The organism is Kluyvera sp. 1366 (assembly GCF_054823405.1).
In genome coordinates this window covers 407,156-429,440 of sequence record NZ_JBTRDW010000002.1, presented here as the reverse complement: position 1 = coordinate 429,440, position 22,285 = coordinate 407,156, and the positions used below count along the sequence as shown (strand labels likewise).

At 53.9% G+C, this 22,285-nt stretch carries 20 protein-coding genes; 10 read left to right on the top strand and 10 right to left on the bottom strand.

From position 1 onward, the window contains the following. The 3 genes from rsmF to yebS form a co-directional block, all read right to left on the bottom strand. The gene (rsmF, locus tag ACVLVH_RS05495) at positions 1 to 1,425 is read right to left on the bottom strand and encodes a 16S rRNA (cytosine(1407)-C(5))-methyltransferase RsmF (RefSeq protein ID WP_192411695.1); all 1,425 of its coding nucleotides are present in this window, start codon (positions 1,423 to 1,425) and stop codon (positions 1 to 3) included. A gap of 78 nt (positions 1,426 to 1,503) precedes the next feature. Continuing rightward, complete coding sequence (locus ACVLVH_RS05490; protein WP_192234080.1) at positions 1,504 to 4,137, bottom strand: PqiB family protein; 2,634 nt, start codon at positions 4,135 to 4,137, stop codon at positions 1,504 to 1,506. Further along, positions 4,106 to 5,350 (bottom strand): membrane integrity lipid transport subunit YebS, encoded by a 1,245-nt coding sequence (yebS, locus tag ACVLVH_RS05485; RefSeq protein ID WP_498948923.1) that lies wholly within the window; start codon positions 5,348 to 5,350, stop codon positions 4,106 to 4,108. The genes ACVLVH_RS05490 and yebS overlap by 32 nt, the downstream gene beginning before the upstream one ends. A 217-nt stretch (positions 5,351 to 5,567) precedes the next feature. On the opposite strand from yebS, the gene ACVLVH_RS05480 reads away from it, so the two are divergent. The 4 genes from ACVLVH_RS05480 to htpX all read left to right on the top strand — a co-directional run bounded on the left by ACVLVH_RS05480 (position 5,568) and on the right by htpX (position 10,006). Beyond that, a complete protein-coding gene (locus ACVLVH_RS05480) occupies positions 5,568 to 6,068 on the top strand; it encodes a free L-methionine (R)-S-oxide reductase MsrC (protein ID WP_101764180.1) in 501 nt (166 codons plus the stop codon). A gap of 96 nt (positions 6,069 to 6,164) precedes the next feature. Then, positions 6,165 to 6,845 carry an RNA chaperone ProQ gene (gene proQ, locus ACVLVH_RS05475; RefSeq protein ID WP_110866294.1) on the top strand — a complete coding sequence of 227 codons (681 nt, stop codon included), beginning with the start codon at positions 6,165 to 6,167 and terminating at the stop codon, positions 6,843 to 6,845. A 19-nt stretch (positions 6,846 to 6,864) separates the two neighbouring features. Next, positions 6,865 to 8,904, top strand: a complete 2,040-nt coding sequence (prc, locus tag ACVLVH_RS05470; protein WP_498948922.1) for a carboxy terminal-processing peptidase — start codon at positions 6,865 to 6,867, stop codon at positions 8,902 to 8,904. Between the two features lie 220 nt (positions 8,905 to 9,124). Then, a complete protein-coding gene (gene htpX, locus ACVLVH_RS05465) occupies positions 9,125 to 10,006 on the top strand; it encodes a protease HtpX (RefSeq protein ID WP_101764183.1) in 882 nt (293 codons plus the stop codon). 47 nt (positions 10,007 to 10,053) lie between these two features. Here the strand turns inward: htpX and ACVLVH_RS05460 are convergent, their stop codons facing one another. Then, positions 10,054 to 11,436 carry an MFS transporter gene (locus ACVLVH_RS05460; protein WP_498948920.1) on the bottom strand — a complete coding sequence of 461 codons (1,383 nt, stop codon included), beginning with the start codon at positions 11,434 to 11,436 and terminating at the stop codon, positions 10,054 to 10,056. 192 nt (positions 11,437 to 11,628) lie between these two features. Between ACVLVH_RS05460 and kdgR the strand changes: the two genes are divergently transcribed. Beyond that, positions 11,629 to 12,420 (top strand): DNA-binding transcriptional regulator KdgR, encoded by a 792-nt coding sequence (kdgR, locus tag ACVLVH_RS05455; protein WP_101764185.1) that lies wholly within the window; start codon positions 11,629 to 11,631, stop codon positions 12,418 to 12,420. A gap of 36 nt (positions 12,421 to 12,456) precedes the next feature. On the opposite strand, the gene ACVLVH_RS05450 is transcribed toward kdgR, so the two are convergent. Further along, complete coding sequence (locus tag ACVLVH_RS05450; RefSeq protein ID WP_008110416.1) at positions 12,457 to 12,693, bottom strand: YobH family protein; 237 nt, start codon at positions 12,691 to 12,693, stop codon at positions 12,457 to 12,459. Between the two features lie 216 nt (positions 12,694 to 12,909). Here ACVLVH_RS05450 and ACVLVH_RS05445 point away from each other — a divergent pair, with 216 nt between their 5' ends. The 4 genes from ACVLVH_RS05445 (at position 12,910) to rlmA (ending at position 15,184) form a co-directional block, all read left to right on the top strand. Then, entirely contained in the window at positions 12,910 to 13,185 is a 276-nt protein-coding gene (locus tag ACVLVH_RS05445) for a YebO family protein (RefSeq protein ID WP_008110415.1), read from the top strand. A 683-nt stretch (positions 13,186 to 13,868) separates the two neighbouring features. Next, entirely contained in the window at positions 13,869 to 13,943 is a 75-nt protein-coding gene (locus ACVLVH_RS05440) for a DUF2627 domain-containing protein (protein WP_110866451.1), read from the top strand. 83 nt (positions 13,944 to 14,026) lie between these two features. Further along, entirely contained in the window at positions 14,027 to 14,236 is a 210-nt protein-coding gene (gene cspE, locus ACVLVH_RS05435) for a transcription antiterminator/RNA stability regulator CspE (protein WP_008110414.1), read from the top strand. A 141-nt stretch (positions 14,237 to 14,377) separates the two neighbouring features. Continuing rightward, positions 14,378 to 15,184: a 23S rRNA (guanine(745)-N(1))-methyltransferase gene (gene rlmA, locus ACVLVH_RS05430; protein ID WP_192411698.1), complete on the top strand. Its 807-nt coding sequence runs from the start codon at positions 14,378 to 14,380 to the stop codon at positions 15,182 to 15,184. Here the strand turns inward: rlmA and ACVLVH_RS05425 are convergent. From ACVLVH_RS05425 to manX, 4 genes are all read right to left on the bottom strand, one after another. Next, the gene (locus ACVLVH_RS05425; protein ID WP_110866290.1) at positions 15,181 to 15,639 is read right to left on the bottom strand and encodes a DUF986 family protein; all 459 of its coding nucleotides are present in this window, start codon (positions 15,637 to 15,639) and stop codon (positions 15,181 to 15,183) included. The two genes, rlmA and ACVLVH_RS05425, sit on opposite strands and share 4 nt — an antisense overlap. A gap of 92 nt (positions 15,640 to 15,731) precedes the next feature. Further along, complete coding sequence (locus ACVLVH_RS05420; protein ID WP_008110411.1) at positions 15,732 to 16,577, bottom strand: PTS mannose transporter subunit IID; 846 nt, start codon at positions 16,575 to 16,577, stop codon at positions 15,732 to 15,734. A gap of 14 nt (positions 16,578 to 16,591) precedes the next feature. Continuing rightward, a complete protein-coding gene (locus tag ACVLVH_RS05415; RefSeq protein WP_064738889.1) occupies positions 16,592 to 17,392 on the bottom strand; it encodes a PTS mannose/fructose/sorbose transporter subunit IIC in 801 nt (266 codons plus the stop codon). Positions 17,393 to 17,450: 58 nt separating this feature from the next. Continuing rightward, the gene (gene manX, locus ACVLVH_RS05410; protein ID WP_101764188.1) at positions 17,451 to 18,422 is read right to left on the bottom strand and encodes a PTS mannose transporter subunit IIAB; all 972 of its coding nucleotides are present in this window, start codon (positions 18,420 to 18,422) and stop codon (positions 17,451 to 17,453) included. A 511-nt stretch (positions 18,423 to 18,933) separates the two neighbouring features. Between manX and ACVLVH_RS05405 the strand changes: the two genes are divergently transcribed. After that, positions 18,934 to 20,499 carry a TerC family protein gene (locus tag ACVLVH_RS05405; protein ID WP_101764189.1) on the top strand — a complete coding sequence of 522 codons (1,566 nt, stop codon included), beginning with the start codon at positions 18,934 to 18,936 and terminating at the stop codon, positions 20,497 to 20,499. A 54-nt stretch (positions 20,500 to 20,553) separates the two neighbouring features. Here ACVLVH_RS05405 and pdeD read toward each other — a convergent pair whose 3' ends face one another. Beyond that, on the bottom strand, positions 20,554 to 22,116 hold the full coding sequence (gene pdeD, locus ACVLVH_RS05400) for a cyclic di-3',5'-guanosine monophosphate phosphodiesterase PdeD (protein WP_192234061.1): 1,563 nt from the start codon (positions 22,114 to 22,116) through the stop codon (positions 20,554 to 20,556). Positions 22,117 to 22,285 lie beyond the last annotated feature (169 nt).

Genomic DNA, 22,285 nt, shown 5'->3' with positions numbered 1-22,285 from the left:
TTAGCGGAACAGACGTCCGTCGCGCACCAGTTCACGCGGATAACTGTTTTTAATCCGATTACCCACTTTCTTCGCCAATCCCAGCGGCTGCTGCTGGTAAGTGACGATCACCTCATCCCGGCTGGGCAACGTGTCCGGATGAATATCCTGACCGCGATACCAGGTTTCCGCTTCTGCATCGGTGAGTTCGAAATCCAGCGCGCTGCCTGGCTGCGTCAACGCCACGACCGCTTCATGCTGCCAGCGATAGCCTTTCGGGAAGGTCTCGGCCAACTTGAGGCCGATGCGTGAGAAGCGCACTTTACCCAGCCAACCCTCCAGCGCCGCGGGGAACAGCCACAGCTCTTTATCGCGCTGCCACAGCGTGTGATTTTCATCCCACCGCAAGCCGACTTTGGCCGCGGCCTGTTGCACTTCGACGCTCAGCTTGCGGCTGGCCGGAGAGAAGGGCAGTTTGCCGACTTTGTAGGTTGGCGTTGGCAGCGCGGGAATGCTGGCGGTTTTACGCAGACGCGCGACGAAAAAACCTTCACTATCGAAAATCTGCGGGAATACGTGCAGGAAACCTTCGGCGGTTAACGCCTGATCGGCTCCGTCGAATAAACCGTTCAGCGGCACGATTTCAACCGCGTCGGGATAACGCTGCTGCAACCAATGAATCACCTGCTGATTCTCGATTTGATTCAGTGTGCAGGTAGAGTAAATCAGCGTGCCGCCTGGCTGTAAGGCATGGAAAGCGCTGTCGAGCAGATCGCGTTGGGTTTCCGCAATCGCTTCAGTGCTGGCCAGCGTCCAGTTACGCAACGCATCAGCATCTTTGCGCACCACGCCTTCGCCAGAGCAGGGCGCATCGAGCAGAATGGCATCGAAACGCTCCGGCAGCGCGGCGCCAAATACACGGCCATCAAAATGGGTCAGCGCAACATTGCTGACGCCACAGCGGCTGATGTTAGCGTGCAGCACTTTAACGCGGCTGGCCGAGTATTCGTTCGCCAGAATGGCGCCTTCATTGCGCATCAGCGCGGCCATCTGGGTGGTTTTAGAACCGGGCGCAGCAGCCACATCCATCACCTGACGCGCACCGGGTGCGGCGTCAAACAGCGCGGTAACCGGCAGCATCGAGCTGGCTTCCTGAATGTAGAACAGTCCGCTCAGATGCTCCGCCACGCTACCCAGCGGCAGCGATTCGTCGTCACGCTCGATCCAAAACCCTTCGGCGCACCACGGAATGGGCGATAAGCGCCAGCCATAGTCGGCGGTGCGGGCGAGGAAATCATCCACGCTAATTTTTAAGGTGTTGACGCGTAAGCTGCGACGCAGCGGTTGCTGGCTAATGGCGAGAAAGCGCTGCAGTTCGGCGTCGTCAGCAAGGCTGGCGCGCATCAGCGCGAGGAAATCTTCGGGAAAGCGATCGGACACGGGCATCTACCGGGAAACGAAATGAGCGCGAAGTGTAACACGCGAAAAAGAATCGGGCAGCCAGGCTGCCCGATTTGCTTAAGGTTAATGAGGGTCCGGAATCGCCGTGCCCCAGTCGCGCCACGCTTTCGGCGCTTCATCCTGTAGCAGGAAGTGTTTGTTGGCGCCGGCCTGCGGTGCTAATGGCACCGTCGGCGGCGTGGCAAACTGTACGCCGCCGCGAATGAACTGCTGGAAGGTGCCGGTTTTCAACACGCCGCCGATCAGACCAAAATCGAAGTTATAGCCGGAAGCCAGCCAGAACACCGAGTTGTTGCGCACCAGATGTTGGTACTTTTTGCTGATACGCAGCGCAATCTGCACGCGATCCGCCATATTGCCCAGCGACGTTCCGGTGACGGTGCCCACTTCAACGCCCCGGAACAGCACTGGCGTGCCCACCGACAGCGATCCCGCGTCGGCGGCATCGACATATATTGTCAAGCCGTTCAGGTAGCGTGAATCGGTGATGGTGCTTTCCTGCAGTTCAAAGGTGCGCGCCGGCGAACCTTTGCCCGGATCGACGTTGAGATAAGGCTGCAGCAGCGTTTCGATATGGTTAACGCCCGCCGCAGAAATCTCCGGCGACACCACCGAGAAGCGGCTGCCGATGCGCGCGAAGTCCTGCACGTATTCCGGATAAAGCACCGCTTTGGCGACAACCTGATTGTTATCAGAACTCAGCGCCAGTGATTCAACCTGACCAATGTTGATGCCGAGATAGCGAATCGGCATGCCCGCCGCCAGTTTGCTGGCATCGAAGGTGTGCAGCGTAATCTGGCTGCCAACTGCACGCGCCGCGGTTTCAGACGAGTAGAGCACGCGTTTCACGCCTTTCGCTGCCTGCGCGCCGGTGAGATTATCGAAACTGATCGCGCCTTTGAGCGCGCGGTTGAGCGGGGATGCTTGCACGGTCAAACCGCTGCCGTTGAGCTGCACTTTCGCGCCACCTTCGGCCCAGAACACACTCTCGCTGGTCAGCAACTTGCGATACTGCGGCTGGATGTGAATCGAGATTTCAAACGCATCCGCGCGCGGCACTACATCCACCACTTCACCGACCTGGAATTTGCGGTACAGCAGCACTGAACCGGCCTGTACATCCGGCAAGCTTTTGGCGGTAAGTTTCAGCGTGGTTGGCGGCTGTTCACCCACGATGCCTTCTTCGGCACGTTCCGCATCCGCATATAAAGGATAACGACTGGAAGGATTGCCTTTCGCGCCGGGAATCAGGCGAATGCCGCCATCTACCCACTCGCGCGCGCTGGCGCCCAGCACTTTCATCCCGTCGAGTCCAAACTTCACATCGAGGCGGCTATTCACCACAAACTTGCTGTCAGCGTGTACCAGATTACGGTGCTCCGGATTGATGGCCGCCACAAAGCTGATGCCATTTTCATCCAGCGTGCGTGAAATCACCTGACCGATTTTCATGCCATACAACATCACCGGCTGGCCGGCATCGATACCGTAGGTTTCCGGCGCGCTGAGTTTTACCGTCAGCACGTCAGGTTTCTGCAGCAATGTTTCGCTGGCTGGCAACACGGTAAAGTGATCCTGCGGCTCGCCTTCGCCTGGCACCAGTTCAAAAGTATTACCGGTTAACAGGCTGCTGAGATTGGTGTCTGTCAGGCTGATCTTCGGCGTGCGCATTTCAATGCGCGTCCCGCTGCGCATCAAACCGGTTACTGAAGGATCAACCGTCAGCTCGCCGGTGACTTTGCCGCCATCCAGCAGGTTGAGTTTGGTTAAGGTGCCGACTTCCAGTCCCTGATACATCAGCGGTGTGCTATCGGCTTTCAGGTTATCGCCGCTCGGCAGGTTCAGTTTCACTTGCACGCCGCGCTGACTGCGTGCCAAATCCGGATAGAGCTGGTAGTTGGCATCCACCTGAGCTTGCTCGCCGTCATTAGGTGAATCGAAGGCAATCGCGCCATTCACTAACGCGGCCAGGCTTTCCAGCTTCACTTTGGCACCGCTCAGGCTGACATCCGCATCAACGCCGGAAACATTCCAGAAGCGGCTCTGCTTTTTCACCAGATTGATAAAGCGGCGCTCAATCAGCACATCAATGGTGACGCCGTCGGTGCTGTTGTTGAGGCTGTAATCGTAAACGCGACCCACCGGAATTTTGCGGTAATAAACCAGCGAACCGGTGTTGAGCGAGCCGAGGTCGGGCGCGCGCAGGTGGATAAGCAGTTCGCCGGTATTAACGCGATACTTCGGTTGGGTATCGAGTGCGGTGAAGTGATCGCTCTCTTTACCTTTACCCGGCATCATGCCGATGTAGTTACCGCCGACCAGCGCATCAAGCCCGGAGACGCCCGCCAATGACGCTTTCGGCGTCACCAGCCAGAACTGAGTGTCTTCACGCAGTGCATCGCGCATGTCGCTTTTGATGCTGGCTTTAATCTGGATGCTGCGATAGTCATCACTCAGCACAATGCCTTGCACCGTACCCACTTCCACGCCCTGATAACGAATCGGCGTACGGCCTGGCACAATCCCGTCGGCAGTCTGGAAGTTAATGGTGATCGTCGTACCGCGCTCCTGATAGTTGGTCCATAGCAGCCAGCCAGCAATCAGCAGGGCGATGATGGGCAATAACCAGAATGGCGAAATCTTGCGCTTGTTGCGCAGATTAGCGCTAGTCGGTGTAGTCGGCGTTTCCTGTTGCATGTGCATCCCAGATCAGGCGGCTATCAAGCCACTCTACAGCCATAATGGTCAGGACAACGGCGGCACCAAAATAGAAGGCGGCCGGTCCCATGGTGAAAGCCAGCAGCTGATCACGATTGACCAGCGACATGGTTACAGCAATGACGAACAGATCCAGCATCGACCAGCGGCCCACCCAGGTGACGGCGCGCAGCAGGCGAATGCGGGTTTTTAAGCCCTGTTCGCATTTAAAGTGAATGCTGAGTAACAGAGTCAACATCACTAACACTTTGGTAAAGGGCACCAGAATGCTGGCGATAAACACCACTGCGGCCACCGGTATATTGCCCGATGCCAATCCCAGAATGCCGGAGAAGATGGTGTCTTCACGGCGTGCGCCATTAACATAGACCACCGAAATCGGCAGCAAATTGGCGGGGATCAGCAGCACAATCGAGGCGATGAGCGCTGCCCAGGATTTCTGCAAACTGTGGCGTCGGCGGTAGTCAAGCGGCGTGTGACAACGCGTGCAGCGCCCACGCTCATCGGCTACACCGGTTTGATGGCAATTCAGGCACACTTGCCACTCTTCAGGCGGGGAAGTGGGCATCGCTTGCGGATAATAGTGTTCCCACAGTTGCTCGACGTTCAGGTGGATCAGCGTCAGCAGGCTCAGCACCGTCAGCGCAATATAGGCCACTAAACCGTAGCCCACTTCCAGTGAGGCGTAATCCTGCACTTTGATCGATGCCACCGCCACGCCGACCAGATAGATATCCAGCATCACCCACTCTTTGAGCTTGTCCATCATCAGCAGGACCGGGCGCAGGTTCATTCCGAGCGCGTTGCCCACCCACAAATAGAGAATGCCGATGACCAGCGTAACCGGCGCGCCAATGGTGCAAAACGCCACCATTGAAGCGGTGAGGATGTTGCCTTGCTGCGTCATTTGGATTACGCCCTCCAGCAGGCTGGCGTTAATACGCATGCCCAGCAGGCGAATATCAACTAACGGCAAGCTAAAGGCGAACGGCATCAGCACGATCATGACCACCGCCATGGCGGTGAGTCGCGTCATCGACCAGTCACGACCGCTCTGAATTTGTGCATGGCAGCGCGGGCAATAGGCTGTCTGATGCGATTTCACATCCGGTATGGAAAAAAGGGTATCGCATTGCGGACAACGCTGATAACGTGCGTGGGGCAACGTCTGGCTGATAGCGTGAATTTTCATAGGTGACGCAAGTGCCCATCGTTCGTTACGGTTACCGGCATGCTGAGTAGCGCAAAGTTGCCTGCAATATTCGGTGGTACCAGAATACGCTTATCCACCGACTGCTAAGGGTATAGTAACTAACAGAATGATTCACCTTCTGCGCCTGGATTATTAGTGCTTATTTTAACAACTGAGTGACAACAAGGTCACCCCAGTGACGAGTTATGGTTGAACAATGAACAAAAAAGCTTTTTACGAGGATTTGAATCGCGATGTCCGCGCCCTGTTGGCGGGTGAAACCTCGTTCCTGGCCGCGCTCGGCAATTGCAGTGCACTGCTTTTCGAACGCCTGGAAGGCGTGAACTGGGCTGGATTCTATTTACTGACGGAACCGAACACGCTGGTGCTGGGCCCGTTCCAGGGCAAAATCGCCTGCGTACGTATTCCGGTTGGCAAAGGCGTGTGTGGAACCGCGGTAGCCGAGGACAAAGTGCAATTGGTGGAAGACGTGCACGCGTTCCCTGGCCATATCGCGTGTGACGCCGCCAGTAATGCCGAAATCGTGATTCCTCTGAAAGTAAATGGCACCCTCGTGGGTGTTTTAGACATTGATAGTACGGTTTATTCTCGCTTCGATAGCGAGGACGAAGCGGGGCTGATGGCCCTTACCGACGGGCTTTGTGAAGTGCTGGCGGGCAGCGACATCGTAAAATTTATTCAGCTGACGCACAGCTAATCGACTGGATCACATAGCATTTGGCGATGTTGTCATTATAATGTCGCCTGTTCATGCCTGCTCTGGTCGGCAAATCCGTTGTAATCAGGAAATTTCATGGAAAATCAACCTAAGTTGAATAGCAGTAAAGAAGTCATCGCCTTTTTGGCGGAACGTTTTCCGCAATGCTTTAGCGCCGAAGGCGAGGCGCGTCCGCTCAAAATCGGCATTTTTCAAGATCTGGTCGAGCGTGTTCAAGGCGAACTGAGCCTGAGCAAGACGCAACTGCGTTCTGCCTTACGTCTTTATACCTCTAGCTGGCGTTATCTTTATGGCATCAAAGCGGGTGCCATTCGTGTCGATCTCGATGGCAACGCCTGTGGCGTGCTGGATGAGCAACACGTAGAACATGCGCGCAAGCAACTGGAAGAAGCGAAAGCCCGCGTTCAGGCGCAGCGCGATCAGCAGAAAGCGAAGAAGCGTGAAGCCGGTGAAGAGACCGCTGAACGTCGTCCGCGCAAGCCTGCTCCGCGTAAAGCTGCCGAAGGTGATGCAGCGCGTAAGCCACGTCCTCAGGCGCCGCGTGCGGCCGCGACTGAGCGTGCAGCCGCACCGCAGCCACCGCGGGCCAAACCTGTCACTGATACCTCAACGTTGCAGCCCGGCCAGAACATTAAAGTGACTGCAGGCAAAGGTGCAATGGACGCTACCATTCTTGAAATTACTAAAGATGGCGTTCGGGTTCAGCTCGCTTCCGGCATGGCTATGATTGTGCGCGCAGAACATTTGCAGTTCTGAAACGGAGGCTGACCCTGGCATGAACAACATTTTAAAGATCGGTATGATCGCGGGCCTGCTTTTAGCAGGCCCCACCTTTGGTGCAGATAATATTACCCGCGCCGACCAGATTCCCCAGCTACACGAAGAGCCACAGCATCCCACCGTCAGCGAACGCGTTACCTCGCGTTTCACCCGCTCTCACTATCGTCAGTTCGATTTAAATCAGGACTTCTCCGCGAAGATTTTTGATCGCTACCTGAATCTGCTCGACTACAGCCATAACGTGTTGCTGGCATCGGATATCGCGCAGTTCGCCGATAAGAAAACCACCGTGGGTGATGAGTTCCGCAGCGGTAAGCTGGATGTGTTTTACGATCTCTACAATCTGGCGCAGAAACGCCGCTTTGAGCGCTATCAATATGCGCTGAGCGTGCTGAATCGCCCAATGAATTTCACCGGCAATGACACCATTGACATTGACCGGGCAAAATCGCCATGGCCAAAGAGCGTCGATGAGCTCAACGCGCTGTGGGATGCCAAAGTTAAATATGACGAACTGAGCCTGAAACTGGCCGGTAAAGATGAGAAAGAGATCCGCGAAACGCTGACCAAGCGTTACAACTTTGCCATCCGTCGTCTGGCGCAAAGCAACAGTGAAGATGTGTTCCAGCTGGCGATGACTGCGTTCGCGCATGAAATCGACCCGCACACTAACTATCTTTCGCCGCGCAACACCGAGCAATTCAACACCGAAATGAGCCTGTCGCTGGAAGGTATCGGCGCTGTGCTGCAGATGGATGACGATTACACGGTGATCAACTCGATGGTCGCAGGCGGTCCGGCGGCGAAGAGCAAAGCGATCAGCGTGGGCGACCGTATTGTCGGTGTCGCTCAGCCGGGCAAACCGATGGAAGATGTGATTGGCTGGCGTCTGGATGATGTGGTTTCAAAAATCAAAGGACCGAAAGGCAGCAAAGTACGCCTGGAAATCCTGCCTGCTGGCAAGGGCACCAAAACCCGTACCGTGACGCTGACGCGTGAAAAAATCCGTCTGGAAGATCGCGCTGTAAAAGGCACCGTGCATAACGTCGGCAAACAGAAAGTTGGCGTGCTCGACATTCCTGGCTTCTACGTTGGTCTGACTGACGATGTGAAGGTGCAGCTGCAGAAGCTGCAGAAGCAAAACGTCGACAGCGTGGTGATCGATCTGCGTACCAACGGCGGTGGCGCGTTGACCGAAGCCGTTTCACTTTCGGGCCTGTTTATTCCAAGCGGTCCGGTGGTGCAGGTGCGTGATAACAATGGCCGCGTGCGTGAAGACAGCGATAACGACGGCATCGTCTATTACAAAGGTCCGCTGGTGGTGCTGGTCGATCGCTTCAGTGCTTCGGCTTCTGAGATCTTCGCTGCGGCGATGCAGGATTACGGCCGTGCGCTGATTGTTGGTGAGCCGACCTTCGGTAAAGGCACTGTGCAACAGTATCGTTCGCTGAACCGTATCTACGATCAGATGCTGCGTCCAGAGTGGCCAGCGCTGGGTTCTGTACAGTACACCATTCAGAAGTTCTACCGCATTAACGGTGGCAGCACCCAGCGTAAAGGCGTAACGCCAGATCTGCTGATGCCAACCGGCGTTGAAGCGGCAGAAACCGGCGAGAAGTTCGAGGACAACGCGCTGCCTTGGGACAGTGTGAATGCGGCAAGCTACACCAAAACCGGCGATATCGCGCCGCTGGTACCTCAGCTGACCAAAGAGCACGGTGATCGCATCGCTAAAGATCGCGAGTTCCAGTACATCATGAAAGATATTGCGCGTTTCGATGCGATGAAAGACAAGCGTAATATCGTGTCGCTCAATCTTGCCCAGCGTGAGAAAGAGAACCGCGAAGATGATGCACTGCGTCTGGAGCGCATTAACGCGCGCTATCAGGCGGAAGGTAAAGCGCCGCTGAAGAGCATCGAAGATCTGCCGAAAGACTATAAAGAGCCGGATCCGTATCTGGATGAAACGGTGAAAATCGCTAACGATATGGCGCAGCTGGAGAAATCTCAGCCTGCTGCCGCAACCGCGAAGTAACCGTCTGGCTTGTGAAATAGCACCGCTTCGGCGGTGCTTTTTTTTACGCTAAAATCGTTGTTAAGCCTTACTAACGCAGCGAACTTCGCACTTCATTGCCTAATGTAAAGTTATGTCTTTTTAGGCACTTAAAGATTAAGGTTGCTTGAAATGCGCGGCGATGACCATAGGATAGATATCCGCGCATATGCGCGTGCACAACTGAGGAAGATTAACGTTTATGATGCGTATTGCTCTTTTCCTGCTCACCAACTTGGCGGTGATGTTGGTATTCGGACTGATTTTGAGTCTGACAGGAATCCAGTCAAGCAGTGTTATGGGTCTGATGATTATGGCAGGTCTGTTTGGCTTCGGCGGTGCGTTTGTTTCACTGCTGATGTCTAAATGGATGGCGTTACGATCCGTTGGCGGTGAAGTCATTGAACAACCGCGTAATGAGACGGAACGCTGGCTGATGGATACCGTCGGCCGCCAGGCACAACAGGCTGGCATTGCGATGCCGCAGGTGGCGATTTATCACGCGCCCGACATTAACGCCTTTGCGACAGGCGCACGCCGAGACGCGTCGCTGGTCGCTGTTTCCACCGGCCTGTTGCAAAACATGAGCCGTGATGAAGCGGAAGCGGTGCTGGCGCACGAAATCGCCCATATCGCCAACGGTGACATGATCACCATGACGCTGATTCAGGGTGTTGTGAACACCTTTGTCATCTTCATCTCGCGCATTTTGGCGCAAATCGCTTCCGGCTTCCTGTCGGGTAACCGCGACGGTGAAGAGAGCAGCAACGGAAACCCGATGGTGTATTTCGCGGTCTCGATGGTGCTGGAACTGCTGTTTGGCTTCCTCGCCAGCATCATCACCATGTGGTTCTCACGTCACCGTGAATTCCACGCCGATGCGGGTTCTGCCAAACTGGTTGGTCGCGAGAAGATGATTGCCGCACTGCAGCGTCTGAAAACCAGTTACGAGCCGCAGGAGCCAAGCAGCATGATGGCATTCTGCATCAACGGTAAAAACAAATCGTTGAGCGAGCTGTTCATGTCGCATCCGCCGCTCGATAAACGTATCGAAGCGCTGCGTAGCGGTGAATACCTGAAGTAGTCGGTAATAGACAGAAAAAAGGGCGCCAGATGGCGCCCTTGCTGTTTCTATGACTCAGCAGCCTGCCTCGACTGCGTCATGCGCGCCAGGCTCACTACGGCAGCGACGCTGGCAAAGCTACCCGCTAGCAGCAGTGAGGCGTGTGTACCGCTGTCGTTAAACAGATTAAACATTAGCGCCACTAGCGCCGCGCCGCTGCTTTGTCCCACCAGACGCGCGGTACCCAGCATTCCGCTGGCACCACCGCTGCGGTTACGCGGTGCTGCGGTGATGATGGTGTGATTGTTAGGCGACTGGAACAGGCCGAAACCGGCACCGCACAGCATCATGCGCCAGATGATATCCACGTCAGTTGGCTGCGTCGGTAAAAGCGCCAGCAGGAATAGCCCGGCAGCGAACATCGCTAATCCCAATCCGCCTAATAATCCGGCATGGAACTTCTCGATCAGGCGACCTGCAATGGGTGCCATCACCATGGTTGCCAGCGGCCACGGCGTGAGCAGCAAGCCGGTTGCCATTTCATCCCGGCCCAGCACGTTTTGCAGGAAGAACGGCAACGCCACCATCGCCAGCATCTGCGCGCAGAACGAGCAAATTGAGGTGCCTATCGACAGTGAAAAGATCGGAATGCGCAGCAAGTCCACCGGCAGCAATGGCACCGGCATCGCTAACTGGCGACGAACGAAAACAATGCCCACCAACACCAATGCCACCAATTCGGCCACAATCAGCCAGCCGTTTTGTCCCTGCGAGAAACCGCTCAGTGCAGATATGAGCAGGCCAAAGAACAGCGCATTCATCACCGCGCTTGGCACGTCGAATTTCTGTTGTTTGGCTTTCTGGGTGTTATCCGGCAGGAAACGCAACGCCAGCCACAGCGCAACGATGCCGAGCGGAATGTTGATCAGGAACAGCCATTTCCAGCTGGCGACAGACAGAATCGCCGCCGCTACGGTTGGACCGGCCGCGCTGGAGACCGCGACAATCAGCGAATTGATCGCCATACCGCGCCCGAGGAAGCGCTGCGGATAGATGATGCGGATCAGCGCCGTGTTCACGCTCATCAATGCGGCACCACCAAAGCCTTGCAGCACACGCGCCACGGTCAGCGTATTCAACGATGAGGAGAGGGCGCAAAACAGTGAGGTAGCGATAAACAGCGCGAGTCCAACCTGATAGACGCGGCGGTAGCCGAGCATATCGCCGAGAAACGACAGCGACAGCAGCGAAATAACGATGGCGATTTGGTAGGCGTTAACAATCCAGATCGATTCGGCTGGGCTGGCATTCAATTCACGCGCAATGGTTGGTAAGGCCACGTTGGCGATAGCTCCATCCAGCACCGCCATCATAATACCGAGTGCAATGGTGATGATCGCGCCATAACGCTGTGGAAGGGGTAATCCATCCTGGGCAACAGTAGAAGGCATAAGTAAAGTAAGTAAAGAGAGTGAATATCATCATGCTAATCAATTCGCTGCCGAAAAGCACCGCATTCATTGACATAAAATTACGTGTGGATGTGTCACTTAGCGTCAGTCGTTGCCGCCATCAGGCTGAAACGCATATACTGGCGCTTCTGTTCCGTTTTTTTTGAAACACTGTCAAAAAGGATACGCGCCATGGCGAGCAGTGATAATGATAAACAGCCAGACTCGGTTTCATCAGTGATGAAAGTGTTTGGCATTCTGCAGGCGCTGGGCGAAGAGCGCGATCACGGCATCACCGAACTGTCCCAACGCGTGATGATGTCAAAAAGTACCGTTTATCGCTTTTTACAGACCATGAAATCGCTTGGCTATGTGGCGCAGGAAGGAGAAAGTGAGAAATACTCGCTGACGCTCAAGCTGTTCGAACTCGGCGCCAAAGCGTTGCAGAACGTCGATCTGATTCGTAGCGCCGATATTGAGATGCGTGAGCTGTCGCGTCTGACTAAAGAAACCATTCACCTCGGCGCGCTGGAAGAAGACAGCATCGTCTACATCCATAAAATCGATTCTCTTTATAACCTGCGTATGTATTCGCGCATCGGCCGCCGTAATCCACTGCACACCACCGCGATTGGTAAAGTGCTGCTGGCATGGCGCGATCGCGCTGAAGTGCAGGAGATCCTGAGCGAAGTGGAATTCCGCCGCAGTACCGCGAAAACCATTGTCACTGCAGAAGCATTGCTGGCGGTGTTGGATCAGGTAAAAGTACAGGGATTTGGTGAAGATAATGAAGAGCAGGAAGAGGGCTTACGTTGCATCGCGGTGCCGGTATTTGACCGTTTTGGCGTGGTGATTGCGGGGCTAAGCATCTCGTTCCCCACCATTCGTTTTTCCGAAGAAGCCAAAAATGAGTATGTGGCGATGCTGCATCGTGCGGCGCGCAATCTGTCTGAACAAATGGGCTACCACAACTATCCTTTCTGAAATGAAAAACGGGCTGTTGCCAGCCCGTTTCAACGCTTAATTGTCGACCACTTCGCCACTTTTCTTCAGCAGTGGACAATCCGTTACGCCGACGATACCGCTGTCTGTATGCAGATACTGTGCCGTAATCATACCGCGTGCGGTCAGATAGCTGCATTGCAGCCCCAGTCCCGCCGCATTCTTATTGCTGCCGGTGAGTACGCCATAGCCGGTCAGCAGCATCGCTAACCAAATTAATGCCACCAGCATAATCGTCCGAATAAGTAGTTTCATCTTATCTCCTTGTGATACACAACGCAGCGCATCCAACCTTGCTGCGAATCTACTGTAACAGCATGCCGCGCTTTAGCCATCGAATCGATCAGAGATAACTGAAAGAGAGGGCAGGCGGGATAATCTGCTTTCCGTCGCTACCCATTATCTTTTGCGTCGGCAGCGAGTAGAATCAGCGGCGGAGTAGATGTTTGATTTTTGACTATAGAGGCAGTTATGAACGAATTAGCCGCAAACACCAGCCCGCTGTTTAACTATGGCGTTCTGGCCATCATCATTCTTGTGGCCTTTATTGTCTGGTTCTTTGTCAACCGGGCTAGCGTGCGCGCCAGTGAGCAGATCCGTTTGCTGGAAGCCGTTATCGAAGAGCAAAAGAAACAGAATGCGCTCCTGCGCCGTCTGGTTGACGCACAGCCATCCACAGCAAAACCACCAGCGGATGAAGACGCGGATGAAAAACGCGATTTTATTCGGATGATCCCGGAACGTTAAGCCGTTAAAAGGGGTGAAATAATCGCCATTATGGCAACCGATGCGCACTGAAATGGTGCGTGGCGGGATAATGACTTTTAGTAAATTCCCTTCTAAGCCAGGTATGAATAGCAACAATCCCTGCCCGAATGAATATCAACTAAGATTTATCCTAAGGAGTTTTTGTTAAATCAAGCTCTTCAATGTTCTTTTTAACATTTAATTGTTGGGTAGATAGTTAAAATTGAGATAAATGCCACCTAATGTTAATGCGTTTATATGGGGCGCATATTATTGGTTTCTCCTGATTTTGGTGCAAAGCAATTAATAACTTATACCTGAGAAAACTATTTGTACAAGATTTGAACGGCGCGCAGTTGTTGTGTGGCGAGCGAAGTTTTCAGTGGAATATTTTATTGATGCCATATTAGTGCAATATTTTTGTCGTACTGTTAACCCCTAAAATTGTACCAATATAGACATTGCCGCTGCGCTTGACTAAGCGGCAATCAAGCGCTAACTATACTGACTGATAACCTTTTTTTGCGCACCTTCCGCGCTGGGTGTCAATATGTTGATTGATGAAGTGCCGCGCCTATTAACTAATTATGTGCGTCACGTCGATCACCGTTTAAAAATGGCTTGCCATTAATTTACGGATATGTGATAACAAATCGTAGGTCAAACGAGGTACAGTTCTGTTTATGTATGGCATCTTCAGTAAAGAAGTTACGAGTAAAGACGTTGACGTTGAATACCGCTTCCTTGCCGAACCTTAAATTAGTGCCTCATTCAGTAATGTCTCTGGTTTATCTGTAAGTCTGCCTGCGGGCAATATAATCATTGAAAGGAAATTTGCGAAATGGCAAAGATTAAAGGTCAGGTTAAGTGGTTCAACGAGTCTAAAGGTTTTGGTTTTATTACTCCTGCTGATGGTAGCAAAGATGTGTTCGTACACTTCTCTGCAATCCAGGGCAATGGTTTTAAAACTCTGGCTGAAGGCCAAAGCGTTGAGTTCGAAATCCAGGATGGCCAGAAAGGTCCTGCTGCGGTCAACGTTACCCCAATCTGATTTCGCCCTCAGGCTCGGTGCCATGCACCACTGAAACGAATCCTAAAGCCCCGTTCACTGAACGGGGCTTTTTCTTTTATCCTTTCTGTAGCCAGATGATCAGGGTAAACTGCGCCGCGAATTGCTAACCCGGAGTTATCTATGTCTTTGATTTGCCCACTTTGTCATCAGCCTTTATTGCAGCAGGTGAATAGCTTCCGCTGTGATGCAGGTCATCAGTTTGATCAGGCGAAAGAAGGGTACGTCAATTTACTGCCGGTGCAGCACAAAGGTTCGCGCGAACCGGGCGATAGCGCCGAGATGCTGCAGGCACGACGCGCCTTCCTCGATGCCGGACACTATCAGCCGTTGCGCGCGGCTGTCGCCGGGATCCTCGCGCAGCATCTGGGTGAGCAAGGTACACAGCTGTTAGACCTCGGATGCGGGGAAGGTTATTACACTGCGGCGATGGCCGATGCGTTACCACAGGCGCAACTCTTTGGTCTGGATGTGGCGAAAGCAGCGATTCGCATGGCCGCTAAACGTTATCGCGAGGTGAAATTTTGCGTGGCGTCCAGCCAGCGTTTACCTTTTGCTGATGCTTCTCTGGATGGCGTGGTGCGCATCTATGCGCCCTGCAATGAAGATGAGCTGAGCCGCGCGATCAAAGCGGGGGGTTACCTACTAACGGTGACGCCGGGACCGCATCACTTGCAGCAATTCAAGGCGCTGATTTATCGCGAAGTGCAGCTGCACGCGGCGGAAGAGAAAGTGTATGCCGGCTTCAGGCAGGTCGATCAACAAAACCTGCATTACAGCATGACGTTGAGCGGAAGTGAGGCGGTGAGCTTATTGCAGATGACGCCATTTGCCTGGCGTGCACGTGAAGAAGTGTGGCAGAACCTGGCGGCATCCAGCGAGTTTAACTGTGATGCCGACTTTGTGCTGACGTTATGGCAGCGCGATTAACGCGCTTCCACCAGCGTATTGTAGATCCGTTCCAGGTCATCAAGCTGTTTGACAGCAATCAGGAGGCGGCGCTGCTCCAGTTGCATCACCAGAATGCCATCCTCTGACAGATTCATACTCTGAATGCGACCGTAGTCGATCCACACGCTGCCAAAAAACAGTCCATTTTCTTTCATCAACAGCTTCGGGCTGCGAACCCAGAATAACCAAATCGCCATAAAGCACAGCACCATCAGCAAATTGGTGGTGAGTTGTGTGCCATGTTTATCAATGTTGTTCCACAGCAGAATCAGCAGCAGCACCACGAAAATGGCGCTATCGATTTTATGGCGACGGCGCAGTGCGACGCGCAGTTTTGTCGGGCCATTGCGGCGCGGCAGGATCGCTTCATCATAGATGGCGAACAGAATGAAGCCTGCAATCAGCAGCGCGATCAGGGCGTCAGTCAGTGACATTAGGTGTTCTTCCTCAAGCGAAATTATCTCAACGTGGGCGCTCAAATAATGCCGCTCAATATTAGCCGGGAGCAGGGCTCCCGGCGGGATGATTACAGACCGAGCAGGCCGATCCAGTAACCGAAGATACCGAGGGCGAAAAAGCCGACGATAATCCACAACGCATTCACCTTACGACGCAGCAGCCACATACAGCCAAAGGTTAGCAGCAGTGGAATCAGGCCTGGCATCAGCTGATCAAGGATAGATTGCACCGTGGTAACCGTGGTTTTACCGGTCTGGTCGGTAATGCGCGACACCACCAGCGGCACATTCACATGCGTCCACTTGTTAACCAAGGCCCCCATGACAAAGAGGCCGAGAATCGACGCGCCCTCCGTCAGTTTCTGCAGGAAACCGCCGCCCATATCGCTGACGATATCCACGCCTTTACGGTAGCCATACGCCACACCGTAATAACGCGTCAACAGACGCACGGCGTTAAACAGGATGAAGAACAGCAATGGACCCAGCAGGCTACCGCTCATCGCGATACCGGCACCCAGCGCAGCAAACACCGGACGCACGGTACCCCAGAAGATCGGGTCGCCCACACCCGCCAGCGGACCCATCAGACCCACTTTGATGCCGTTAATCGCCGCATCATCAATCGGCGCACCGTTGGCACGCTGCTCTTCCATCGCCATGGTAACGCCCAGCACCGGCGCCGCTACGTAAGGATGGGTGTTGAAGAACTCGAGGTGACGTTTAATCGCCTGTTTACGTTCGTCGTTGTTTTCTGGATAGAGGCGACGAATCACCGGCACCATTGAGTAGCAAAAACCCAGCGCCTGCATACGTTCAAAGTTCCACGAACCCTGAAACAGGTTAGAGCGCAGGAACACACCGCGGACATCGCCGGGGGTGAGTTTCTTTGGAGTGTTAGTTGTATCAACCATGATTTCACCTGTTCCTAGTCGAGTTCGTTATCGAGGTCATTGTTTGCAGGACCGCTGGTTGCAGCACCTGCAACGCGGTTATATTTCGGTGCCAGCTGGATATACAGCACCGCCATCACCACGCCAATCACGCCAAGCGCAACCAGGTTGAAGTTGGTGAAGGCTGCAGTAACGAAGCCAAGGTAGAAGAACGGCATCAGGTAGCCCGCGCGCATCATGTTGATGACCATCGCGTAACCCACCACCACGATCATGCCGCCGGCGATGTTCAGGCCGTTGGTGACCACGTCTGGAATTGAGTTCAGCAGTTCCTGAACCACGTGAGTACCGACAGAAATCGCCACGATCAGTGCTGGGATGGCAATACGCATCGCCTGCAGTACCAGCGCGGATACGTGGATCCAGCTGATCGCCGTCAGGTTACCTTTCTCGGCTGCCTTATCGGCGGCGTGCTGGAAGGCTACGGTGATGGTACGCACGATGATGGTCAGAACCTGACCGGCCGCAGCCAGCGGAATCGCCAGCGCGATACCGGCGCCCACGCTTTGACCACCGGCAATAACCAGAATGGTTGAGATAATCGAAGCCAGCGCCGCATCCGGTGCAACGGCCGCACCGATGTTCATCCAGCCCAGTGCAATCATCTCCAGCGTACCGCCGATGATGATACCGGTTTTCATATCACCGAGGACCGCACCAATTAAGGTACAAGCCACCAGCGGACGGTGGAACTGGAACTCATCAAGAATCGATCCCATCCCGGCAATACAGGCCACAATAAATATCAAAATGATTTGTAGCGTGGTTATCTCCATTGCATTTCTCCTCTGCAAGGTCTCTAAAATTCGCCCACGTATGCAGGCAAAGGGCGAACTACGGATTGACCTTGGCGATCAGGTCCATCATTTTCAGTCGCTGATCGCTGGACACTTTACGTACTTCCAGTTCAATACCGCGCTCATTAAGTTTGCGGAACGCCGTGATATCTTTTTCATCCACCGATACCGCGTTGTTCACCTGGGTTTTGCCCTGACGGAACGCCATGCCGCCAATATTGACCGACTTAATGTCCACGCCTTGCTCGACAATCCTCACCACATCGGTGGGATTGGTGAACAGCAGCATCACCTTGTCATTGCCATATTTCGGGTTGTTCCACACGCGAACCATCTTATCGACATCCACCACGTGCGCGGTAACGCCCGGCGGGGCCACCTGCGTCAGCAGCGTTTTGCGCACATGATCGTTCGCCACTTCATCAGACACCACGATGATGCGGGTAACGTTGGTCTCTTTGGTCCAGCGCGTGGCCACTTGCCCGTGAATCAAGCGGTCATCAATACGCGCCAGGCCAATTTTCATGTGATCGCCTGCAGCCATTGGTTTTTGCGGCTGAGCAGGCGCTTTCGCTGCAACCGGAGCAGGCGCAGCTGCGGCTTGCGCTGGCGTTTCAGTTTTGAGGGCTTTAACGCCTTCACGACCGGCTTCCACCGCGATGTGAATCAGTTCTTCCAGCGATGGGTTGTCATCACGTCCCATCAAGGTTTCCACCAGCATCGGGATGTTGACGCCAGCGATGACATCATAGCCATCCTTATCCACCACAATGCGGCTGGCCGCATTAAATGGACTGCCACCCCAGGTATCGACCAGGAACAACACGCCCTTTGACGTGTCGAGATCGGCCAGCCGTGCCTGATACTTTTCGATTAGCGTTTCTGCATTTTCGCCGGGAACGAAATCAATCCATCCGACATTTTCCTGCTCACCCAACAGCATCTCTGCTGTTTTAAGCAACTGTTCTGCCGCCCAGCCATGTGTACCAATTACAATAGCAATGGTCACTTGCTACCTCCGTTCGCGTGAGAGATTCTCTGGCATTGCCGGGAATCATTGAAAATTACCGTTAGTGTTTCAGGTGGATCGTTAATGATGTGATAGAGAAAAAGCATCAATAAATAAAACGCAACAATCCGCTGCACAGCGATAAGGTCGCGATTTATTTTAGTGATCGAAAAAATAAATTATGTGATGTTTGTCAGCTATTTCGCGCGTAACGGTGCTAATGTGCACTTTTGTTCGATATTCCTGCGTTAACGTAGATATTTGTAAATGTAATAAATTTTTTTGACGTCGTTGATGTAACTGATACATTAGCGTTCTGTTTTTTATTCAGGAGTAACGGGCTTCAGCTCACCTTTATGGACCGTCACCGACGTCGCTCAACATGTTCTCAGCGCTTTTCCGCGCCCGCTTCCACGCTCTTCAGCGTTATCACCGCCTGTAACGATCTCTCGTCTCGCCCTCTGGTGCAGACTCAATTTCGTGCGCCTTTACGTCCGGTAAGGAGTCATTGATGGAATTTCTCTTCGACCCCTCAATTTGGGCGGGTTTGCTCACGCTGATCGTGCTGGAAATTGTTCTCGGCATTGATAACCTGGTGTTTATCGCCATCCTCGCGGACAAATTGCCGCCGAAGCAGCGCGATAAAGCCCGTCTAATTGGTTTGTCGCTCGCCCTGGTGATGCGTCTTGGCTTGCTGTCGCTGATCTCCTGGATCGTGACGCTGACGCGGCCCCTATTCAGCGTAGGCGATTTCAGCTTTTCCGGACGAGATTTAATTCTGTTGTTTGGTGGTTTGTTCCTGTTATTCAAGGGAACCATGGAACTGCATGAGCGGCTCGAGAACCGCGGGCTCGAACATCAGGGCAATAAGAGCTACGCCAGCTTCTGGGCGGTGGTGATTCAAATCGTGGTGCTGGATGCGGTGTTCTCACTCGATGCGGTGATTACCGCGGTCGGCATGGTGAACCATCTGCCGGTGATGATGACCGCCGTGGTGATCGCCATGGGCGTCATGCTGCTGGCCTCGAAACCGCTGACGCGTTTTGTGAATGAACACCCAACTGTGGTGGTGCTGTGTCTGAGCTTCCTGCTGATGATTGGTTTGTCGCTGGTGGCCGAAGGTTTTGGTTTCCACATTCCCAAAGGTTACCTGTACGCTGCGATCGGCTTCTCGATCATCATTGAGCTGTTTAACCAGATTGCGCGCCGTAACTTTATTAAGCATCAGGAACACCGCCCGATGCGTGAACGCACCGCAGAAGCGATTCTGCGTTTGATGGGTGGACGCCAGCGTAAGCAAGCGACGACAACTGAAGAAACCTCATTGACCGAAGCGATGCCGCAGGAAGCGTTTAAGGACGAAGAGCGCTACATGATCAACGGCGTATTGACGTTATCGCAGCGTTCAATCCGTAGCATCATGACGCCGCGCGGTAACATTTCGTGGGTGGATGTTTCGCGTCCGCTGGATGAAATTCGTATTCAGCTGCTGGATACGCCACACAGCTTGTTCCCGGTATGTCGCGGTGAGCTGGATGAAATCATCGGCGTGGTGCGTGCCAAAGAGCTGCTGGTGGCGCTGGAACACGGCATGGATGTGGCGACCTTTGCGGCTAACACGCCGGCGATAGTGGTTCCGGAAACCCTGGACCCAATCAATCTGCTGGGCGTGCTGCGCCGTGCTAAAGGTAGCTTTGTAATTGTCACCAACGAATTTGGTGTGGTGCAGGGCTTAATCACGCCGCTGGACGTGCTGGAAGCGATTGCCGGTGAGTTCCCGGATGAAGACGAAACGCCAGATATCATTGCCGATGGTGACGGTTGGTTAGTGAAGGGCGGGACCGATTTACACTCGCTGCAACAGCTGCTGGATCATCACGAGTTGGTGAAAGCCGATGAAGATCACGCCTCGCTAGCCGGTTTGTTGATTGCACAGAAAGGCCAGTTGCCGCTGCCCGGCGAAGTGATTGATTTGCCGCCGCTGCACTTCCAGGTGATTGAGGCGACCGATTACCGTATCGATCTGGTGCGCGTCACCAAAGATAAGCCATTCGATCACGAAGAACACGCCGGGTAAGTCATCGGACTGAAGTAAACAATAACGGCCACGCCAAAAGGAGTGGCCGTTTTTTTATGCGCTTAGCTGCGCCTGATGCTGCTCCAGCCATTGCGGGAAATCCTCAATCGGCATCGGGCGCGCGTAGAAATAGCCTTGCAGATGGTCGACGCCGCGCTCACGTAGATAGTGTGCCTGCTCGGCAGTTTCCACACCTTCCGCCACCAGTGAAATATTCAGGCGCTGCGCCAGCGAGATCACCATATCGGTAACGGTCGCGTTAATCGCATCGGTGCCAATGGCGGCGGTGAAAATCTTGTCGATTTTAAGCACATCCGGTTGGAGGTCTTTCAGATAAGCCAGCGAACTGTGGCCGGTACCGAAATCATCAATCGCCAGACGCACACCAATTTCATGCAGTTGCGACACCACCGATTGATCGATGATGGGCAAAGCGTCACGCTCCGTCAGCTCAACCACTAGTTTTGGCATGGGATTGGCCGGCCACCAGATATTTTGCAGATCTTCCACAATGGCGCGATCGCGAAAATGGCTGGCGGCAACGTTAATCGCAATGTGGAACGACGGACATTGCGGCAGATTGGGCAGCTCAGCCACGACTTTCGCCAGCACGAAGCGGGTCAACGGCGCGATCAGGTTTTGCCGCTCGGCCAACGGAATAAACACGTCCGGCGCAATCCAGCCCTGACGCTGGTTATGCCAGCGCAGCAGCAGCTCCATGCCGTCACACTCGCCGCTTTTGGCGTTAATCAGCGGCTGGCAATAAACCATAAATTCGTTAGCGGTGATGCCATAACTGATCTGCCAACTGAGGCTCATGCGATTGGCGGTCGCCAGCCAGACGATGTACCCCATCAGCAGGCTGAGCATGAGCGCCAGCGGCAGCTGTGAAGGTAGCGTGTTAAGCGCCAGCCGGGCGGGAGAAGGGCCGTACAAGGTGATGCTAAACGGATAGCGCAGTGATGCCTGATCGTACGCCACTTCATCTTCAGACGGTTCAGTTTGTTCAATCAGCGGATTACCGTATTCAAGGCTCTGACCACCCACGTTGAAAATGGCGCGCTCAACCCACGGCAACTGCGGCTCCAGCAGATAATTGGTCATCAATTCAATATTAATGACTTGCAGCAGACCTTCGCGATTATCCAGCGATTTTGGCGTCCACAGCAGCAGCACCGGCGATCCTTTCAACAGATCACTGTCCGTGGCCAACATCATGCGCTGATTATTGATAGCTAATTCAGGATAGGTTTGGCTGAAGGAGAGGTTTTGCGGGCCAAAAATGCTGGAGCAGTAGAGCGCGTCGTCCTTAACCAGCAGCACGGTGCGCACGGTTTGCAGCGCGGCAATTTTCTCAATCAGCGGATAACGCACTTGCGCACAAGGTACGCCAACCAGACCGAGTGTGTTGTTGGCGGAAACATCCAGCGGCGAGAACATACGATCAAAGCGTTCAATCGCGCGGGTGGCGAAATTCAGCGACTGCTGCTCAATGCGCGATTTCTCTTCGATATAACGAAAAGTTAGCGTCAGGACCAGAACCAGCGAGGCGATCACTAACGCAATAAGCAGTCGCTTACGGCGAAATTGACCCACAAATTGCTGGGGAATGAGCATCAGTAACCACCTTGCAAAACAAAGATTGAAGCCAAATTAACGTGTAGGTTATCGGCATTGAGGCGGCCAGGTTTAGCGCGGCTGAATAAAAAATACGGCACTAAAAAAAGCGCGGCCACAAAGGGCCGCGCTCGAAATCAATGTATCTGTTTTACTCAGTTGGAGGTAG

Coding starts and splice junctions, on each gene's coding strand:
- rsmF (WP_192411695.1), bottom strand. CDS start 1,425: ATGCCCGTGTCCGATCGCTTTCCCGAAGATTTCCTCGCGCTGATGCGC.
- ACVLVH_RS05490 (WP_192234080.1), bottom strand. CDS start 4,137: ATGCAACAGGAAACGCCGACTACACCGACTAGCGCTAATCTGCGCAAC.
- yebS (WP_498948923.1), bottom strand. CDS start 5,350: ATGAAAATTCACGCTATCAGCCAGACGTTGCCCCACGCACGTTATCAG.
- ACVLVH_RS05480 (WP_101764180.1), top strand. CDS start 5,568: ATGAACAAAAAAGCTTTTTACGAGGATTTGAATCGCGATGTCCGCGCC.
- proQ (WP_110866294.1), top strand. CDS start 6,165: ATGGAAAATCAACCTAAGTTGAATAGCAGTAAAGAAGTCATCGCCTTT.
- prc (WP_498948922.1), top strand. CDS start 6,865: ATGAACAACATTTTAAAGATCGGTATGATCGCGGGCCTGCTTTTAGCA.
- htpX (WP_101764183.1), top strand. CDS start 9,125: ATGATGCGTATTGCTCTTTTCCTGCTCACCAACTTGGCGGTGATGTTG.
- ACVLVH_RS05460 (WP_498948920.1), bottom strand. CDS start 11,436: ATGCCTTCTACTGTTGCCCAGGATGGATTACCCCTTCCACAGCGTTAT.
- kdgR (WP_101764185.1), top strand. CDS start 11,629: ATGGCGAGCAGTGATAATGATAAACAGCCAGACTCGGTTTCATCAGTG.
- ACVLVH_RS05450 (WP_008110416.1), bottom strand. CDS start 12,693: ATGAAACTACTTATTCGGACGATTATGCTGGTGGCATTAATTTGGTTA.
- ACVLVH_RS05445 (WP_008110415.1), top strand. CDS start 12,910: ATGAACGAATTAGCCGCAAACACCAGCCCGCTGTTTAACTATGGCGTT.
- cspE (WP_008110414.1), top strand. CDS start 14,027: ATGGCAAAGATTAAAGGTCAGGTTAAGTGGTTCAACGAGTCTAAAGGT.
- rlmA (WP_192411698.1), top strand. CDS start 14,378: ATGTCTTTGATTTGCCCACTTTGTCATCAGCCTTTATTGCAGCAGGTG.
- ACVLVH_RS05425 (WP_110866290.1), bottom strand. CDS start 15,639: ATGTCACTGACTGACGCCCTGATCGCGCTGCTGATTGCAGGCTTCATT.
- ACVLVH_RS05420 (WP_008110411.1), bottom strand. CDS start 16,577: ATGGTTGATACAACTAACACTCCAAAGAAACTCACCCCCGGCGATGTC.
- ACVLVH_RS05415 (WP_064738889.1), bottom strand. CDS start 17,392: ATGGAGATAACCACGCTACAAATCATTTTGATATTTATTGTGGCCTGT.
- ACVLVH_RS05405 (WP_101764189.1), top strand. CDS start 18,934: ATGGAATTTCTCTTCGACCCCTCAATTTGGGCGGGTTTGCTCACGCTG.
- pdeD (WP_192234061.1), bottom strand. CDS start 22,116: ATGCTCATTCCCCAGCAATTTGTGGGTCAATTTCGCCGTAAGCGACTG.